This is a genomic window from Bacillus cereus group sp. BfR-BA-01355, assembly GCF_022663675.1.
GTDB lineage: Bacteria > Bacillota > Bacilli > Bacillales > Bacillaceae_G > Bacillus_A > Bacillus_A thuringiensis_S.
Window position 1 is genome coordinate 1 of sequence record NZ_JAKUFY010000183.1, and the last position, 5,898, is coordinate 5,898.

A 5,898-nucleotide genomic window follows, 5' to 3' on the forward strand; every position below is an offset into this window, starting at 1 on the left:
GCTTCTTCATCGGCCTTTTTCTTAGCCTCTTCATCAGCTTTTTTCGCATCTGGAGTTCCGCCAGGCGCAGTGAAGGATGCACCAATTGCTGGGCTTGTTCCAGTACCTTTTTTCGCTACTACAGAGAAGCTGTAAGTAACACCTGGTTTAATACCACCAAGAGTAGCTGTCGTACCACTTATTGATAGGCTACCACTTGAACCGTCAGTTGCTTTATAGCTGGCTGCATATGCGTCAACTTCTGCTGGTCCAGACCAGTTTAGTGTAACTGTGCTAGAGCCATCAAAAGTGACATTCAGACCACTAGGGGCATCTACTTTAATTTGTTTAATTGCATCTTTTTTCGCACCTTTAACGTATAACTCTCCGTTTATTTCTTGTACAGAAGAAGGACGTTCAAAGCGTGATTTATCTGTAGCGAATTTGCTCATCATTATTTGGAACATTTGCTGTGCAATTCTAGTGGAGCGATCACTAACATAATTTTTTGGACCATCTTTTTCGTAACCAGTCCAAATAGCCATTGTGTATTGTGGTGTATATCCAGCAAACCAGCTATCTCTGTTTGCATCAGCTGGAATGTCATATTTTTGAAGAACTGATGCATCAAAGTTTTGTGTTCCTGTTTTACCTGCTACGTCAACACCTGAAACGTATGCTGTTGGACCTGTACCACCAGAACCAGGTTTTACTACGTCACGAAGAACGTCAGTAACCATGTAAGCTGTATAGTCTTGCATTGCGCGTTGTTCCTTAGGTTTAAAGCTTTTCTTTTTCCCGTCCGGGAAGGTTACTTCTTTTACGAAGTGTGGTTTATTATAGTTACCACTATTACCGAAGGTTGCATATGCACCTGCTACTTCTAATGGAGAACTATCGTTACTACCGATTGCTGTTGATTCGTAGACTTTTCCTTCTTTAAAGGTCATGCCTAAACCTTCAGCGAAGTCTTTTGACTTATTAAGACCAACTGTTTGTGCTGTCTTTAAAGCTGGAATGTTTAATGACTTTTTCAAAGCTTCACGTAGTGAAACGTCACCTTTGTAGCTCTTTGTTGCATTTTGTATTTTTTTACCATTGGAATACGTATACTCTGAGTCGTTTAATTGATGGTATGTAGACCATTGTAAATTTTCAATTGCCGGACCGTAGTCGAAAATTGGTTTCATTGTTGAACCAACTTGGCGTTTTAAATCAGTTGCCATATTATGACCTTTGAAAGTAGACTTACTTTCTTTACGTCCAGCACCAATTGCTCGAACTTCTCCAGACTGTGTATCCATAAATACGAATGACCCTTGGAATTGATCGTCCGGATACTTAATAAGATTGCCATCCATAATTTTGTCAGCGTAATCTTGAGCATCTTGATCAAGTGTTGTATGAATCGTTAAACCATCTGAACCGATATTTACATCAGGATATTCTTTTTCAACTTCTTTTACAACCGCATCTAAAAATGCTTGATACTTCATCTCAGTTACTTCTGAAGACGGTTGAAGGCCCTCTGTTACTGGGATCTTAACGGCGTTATTCATTTCTTCTTTTGTTATATAACCATGTCGATTCATTAATGATAATACAACATTACGACGATTTGTTGCTCGTTCAACATTTTCCTTTTTTGTTGGATCATAAATGTTTGGACCTTGGGGTAAACCAGCGAGCATAGCAGCTTCATGTAATTGCAAGTCTTTTAAATCTTTACCATAATATTTTTGCGCTGCTGTCGCAATACCATATGAACGGTTACCTAAATTAATCTTATTTAAGTACATTTCTAAAATCTCATGTTTAGAGTATTGTTGCTCTAATTTATAAGATAAGTACCATTCTTGTACTTTTCTCTTAGCAGTTTTATCCATCGTTAGAAAATAGTTTTTAACGACTTGCTGTGTAATCGTACTACCACCTTGGGAACCGAAACCACCAGTGACATTTTCCATAACTGCTTTTGTAGTTCGTTTAAAATCAATTCCATTATGATCATAGAAACGCGAATCCTCAGTTGCAAGGAACGCATTTTCAACTACTTTTGGAATTTGATCATAAGTAACATGCGTTCGTTTTTCAGCACCGTATTCATAGAAGAAATTCCCGTTTTTATCAAGAAACTTTGTTGATAAAGGATTAACAAGTTTGGATTTGTCTAATTTTGGAGCGTCCTTTACCATAACAAAGAAAGCGGAAACGCCGGCTACGAGACCAACGATACCAAGAAGTAGACAACCTATAAGGAATTTCTTGAAAAAGGAGCCTTTTTTCTTTGGTTTTTCTTCTTTATGTGTTTTTTTCTCTTGATTTTTCACATGATTTCGTTCTGTACGAGAACGATAATTATCTGACATTATACTTTCTCCTACCTTTCATTCTCTCCCCAAAAGTCGAAAAAAGAGCCTTAGTGATGACTCTATCACGAAAAATAAACCGTGTCTAGTACACGGATATAGTCAATCCGAGGGTGATAACCGCATGATAATAAGGATCCATGCTCTTCTATTTCTTCTTTCGTAATCGACTTGCGTCCACCAGTATTTTGACGATTCCAAAATGCAATAATATGTTTTGCATCTAATAAATAAAATTCATCAAAAAGTGTAAATTTAATAATGACAAATGCAATTCCATTATGAGCAACCACTTGCTTCATATGTTCTATTTGATGAAGGTGGAAGTTTTGAAGTGGGAAACTAGTTTTATTTTTTGTTTCCTTTGCTTCAAAATCGATGTATTTCCCTTTGTATACACCGTTGTAATCTGTTGTAGAAGGTTGTTTAAAATACGCTTCTTTTACCACTGCAGCACTTCGAGCGGGGTAATCTACTTTTACAATTTGAAGAGGTGTAGGTTTTTTATGTACACATGCAATATTATGGGTTAAGTAATATTGATTTGTTTCATTCAATTCCTCTTCAAGGGACATACCTCTGTTGCTATAAGTATGTGTTTTTATAGGTGTTTTTTGAGGTTGTGAAGCTTGATTATACCTTTTTCCATTTGGGTAACGAATGGTCATAGTGTGTCCACTCCCAACTTACTAAGAATTACTTACAAAGGTGATTATATCAAAAAATGAAAAAAGATGTGACCTTTTTGATGAAAGGTATGATGACTTATTTATGTTGACATGGAATGATTATATGAAAATTAAACAAAATCGAGAAAAAAAGTTTTGTACAGAGGAAGAAAAAGCAATCATTCGCAATATTACAAAGAAAACAGAAATAGCTAATGTGGACAATATTTCTCGGACACAATCTTATCAAGAATATTATTTAAGAAATAGTGAAATCAGGTGGGCCTTTTTAGCGAGTATGGTTTCGAGAAATGCGGGATGGAATATGACCGATTTAGAAGGGAGATATTATGCTACTGTTTTACCTAAAACGGTAAAAAAACATTTATTTCTTCTGTACGAACAAGCTAATTGGATTATTTTCTTAGATGCCTTTCCTCAGCTATTATTGTATGAGGAAAGTAAGAAGAGACGTACACCTCTCTTTCATTTGTTGCAATATTTCAGCGTATCAATTTTTATGGAAAAAGAATGGTTACTTTTCTGGGAGAAAAGAGATATGAATAGGCTTATAACAGCCCTTATTATAAATGAACAAAATAAAATTCAAAAACCAGTCATTGAGAGCACATATTTTAAAAAACATGTATTCCATACTGCACTTTTTAAAGTACAAGAAAGATTTCATATTAGTGCAGTTATCTTCCCAACAATTGAAGGGAGGATGTATGGATTTTCGGTTTATCAATTTGAAACGTTACAACAGCGTATAGAACTGGGAAAAAAATTAGCATGGTTATTGTTTCATCCAATTTATAATGGTTCGTTTTATAAGTTTGCAGTGCAAACTACACATACTGGGTCTAGAGAAGATTATGAATTTTACTCAAAGGAAACTAGAAAATCGTGTACGCCAGCACTTAGAGATAGTTATCCTGTTGTTTTACATGAAGAAATAGAAATGAGAGATTGGTTTTGTGCAAATATGAAAATGAATGTGCTATTTGTACTTGAAGAACCTAAAGAGGAAGTTAATATAACAGAATGGTATAGGAGAAAGAGGGAACAAATCTATAGGATATCTATCGTAAATCGTTTCGTTAAAAGGATGGATGAGTTCATGATATAATGAAAAAGAAGTCCCGTCTTCCATTTTGAAGACGGGACTTCTTAATTTGAAATAATCCTGCTATGCTTGCTACGACTTTAATCACAAAACGTAATGCTAGTAGGAGATTAAGGGTGACTTGAAATTTAACCGTACGTAATAAAGTCTCGCTTTATGTAGCAGGGAAGTTTGGACCATCTAGCTTTGGATTGCCAGTCTCGGGTTTATTTTGTTGTTTGTTTTGGTTTTTCTTTTTTTCATTTTTGTTCTTTGCCATTGTACTACACCTCCTTTTTGTATTGTTACCATTTCTATAAATGACATACGAAATGATTTCTTTGACGAATAACAACTAGTTTTGTCATGTGGGCAGGAGTGGTGAATCGTTCGGCGAAATTACATGACAAAGGAAAAGCAAAGAAGGAGGCGTTTTGTATATGGCGATGGTTCAGAAGGAAGATGTAATGAAAAAAATGGATCAAATGTTAAGTTCTCTCGATTTGCTGGAAATGAATATAGGGATTAGAATGAATCATGCATTAAAGGATGCGAGTGAAAAAATATGTAATAAGATAGAAATAACAGAAATGCATATTGAACATATGGAAAATAAATTAGTGCATCACGAAGAAAAAGGGAATTGGGTAAAGACATTTCAAAACGTCGTAGTGAGTGCATAATAAGGTGGGAAAGAGATGAAGAATGAAGCATTAATACAGTCTTCAGAAAAACTCATGCAGTATAATAATGAAGCGAATATAAAAAAAAGAGAACTAATCGAATACGACTTTTATAAGGATATGAAACCATTTGTAGACATGGTAGATGAGGAATTAAAGAAGTGGAAAGAATTAGCTTATACGTGGATTAAAGAAGAAAAGCCAAAGTATATACATGTACAGCAAATTGATCAAGTATACGATAATTTACAAACGAATGTGTTACAATGCTTTGTAAATAAAGGTAAAGGTAAACGATTCTTTGAAACACACCAAGCCATTTCGTATACTTTGCAAAATATAGTTGAGCAATGTAAATAACAAGAGGGAGAACCCTCTTGTTATTTTTATGCTTCTGTCATTGTTGTAGGTTTTGTTGCGCCGTTTATTTCTAATTCTTTTATTAATGTTCGATAATCTGAAATGCATATTTTTCCTTCGAGATACCAATGTCTCGCAAAGTCTAATAATTCATTTGCATTCTCTGTGCAATACCCCTTTTTTTGAGAAAACGCTTGTTTTAAATCCCCTAATACCATGTTGATTCCTCCCCCATGAGAATCTTCTTCTTAATTATCATAGCATGGAAGGGTTTTCTTTTTTAATTTTTTAAAAATTTAAACTTCCGACAAAAATAGACAGATACTCCATCACACATATTATTTTATAGGTACATATTATATATGTAGAAACTTATGTGAAGGAGGAGAGAATGCATGTTTCAACAATCTAACGTATATCAGCAAACAAATCCATATGCACAGCAAAATATGTACCAATATAATACGGATACATATTTACGGTATAATATGTATCCTTTCGATCCTTATTATGGAAATCAAAATTATTATCAACCGTTTGAAGTGTCGTTTATGAATCAAGCTCAACAACCACAACAGCAGCAACAACCTTATGTGAATCAGGCTCAACAACCACAACAACAGCAACCTCATGTGAATCAGGCTCAACAATCACAACAGCAGCAACCTTATGTGAATCAAGCTCAACAATCACAAGCTCAGCAACCATACATGAATCAACAACAGCAGCAGCCT

At 35.0% G+C, this 5,898-nt stretch carries 7 protein-coding genes and 1 pseudogene; 4 read left to right on the top strand and 4 right to left on the bottom strand.

Translation table 11 applies throughout. The annotated features are described in order from the left end of the window. Positions 1-2,348 (bottom strand): PBP1A family penicillin-binding protein (locus MR167_RS29920; RefSeq protein ID WP_242316123.1); only part of this gene is annotated, 2,348 nt, incomplete at its 3' end. 65 nt (positions 2,349-2,413) lie between these two features. Then, a complete protein-coding gene (recU, locus tag MR167_RS29925) occupies positions 2,414-3,016 on the bottom strand; it encodes a Holliday junction resolvase RecU (protein ID WP_000155599.1) in 603 nt (200 codons plus the stop codon). A gap of 103 nt (positions 3,017-3,119) precedes the next feature. Here recU and MR167_RS29930 point away from each other — a divergent pair, with 103 nt between their 5' ends. Continuing rightward, positions 3,120-4,145, top strand: a complete 1,026-nt coding sequence (locus MR167_RS29930) for a DUF2515 domain-containing protein (protein ID WP_003277507.1) — start codon at positions 3,120-3,122, stop codon at positions 4,143-4,145. A 151-nt stretch (positions 4,146-4,296) separates the two neighbouring features. On the opposite strand, the gene MR167_RS33455 is transcribed toward MR167_RS29930, so the two are convergent. After that, positions 4,297-4,476 (bottom strand): hypothetical protein, encoded by a 180-nt coding sequence (locus tag MR167_RS33455; protein ID WP_003277508.1) that lies wholly within the window; start codon positions 4,474-4,476, stop codon positions 4,297-4,299. Positions 4,477-4,561: 85 nt separating this feature from the next. Between MR167_RS33455 and MR167_RS29935 the strand changes: the two genes are divergently transcribed. Further along, positions 4,562-4,804 (top strand): hypothetical protein, encoded by a 243-nt coding sequence (locus MR167_RS29935; protein WP_001252036.1) that lies wholly within the window; start codon positions 4,562-4,564, stop codon positions 4,802-4,804. Between the two features lie 15 nt (positions 4,805-4,819). Further along, positions 4,820-5,164, top strand: a complete 345-nt coding sequence (locus MR167_RS29940; protein ID WP_000786936.1) for a YppE family protein — start codon at positions 4,820-4,822, stop codon at positions 5,162-5,164. 26 nt (positions 5,165-5,190) lie between these two features. Here the strand turns inward: MR167_RS29940 and MR167_RS29945 are convergent, their stop codons facing one another. Continuing rightward, positions 5,191-5,382: a YppF family protein gene (locus tag MR167_RS29945; RefSeq protein WP_000242652.1), complete on the bottom strand. Its 192-nt coding sequence runs from the start codon at positions 5,380-5,382 to the stop codon at positions 5,191-5,193. Between the two features lie 177 nt (positions 5,383-5,559). Between MR167_RS29945 and MR167_RS29950 the strand changes: the two are divergent. Then, positions 5,560-5,898: pseudogene (locus tag MR167_RS29950) on the top strand (YppG family protein); the annotation flags it as partial.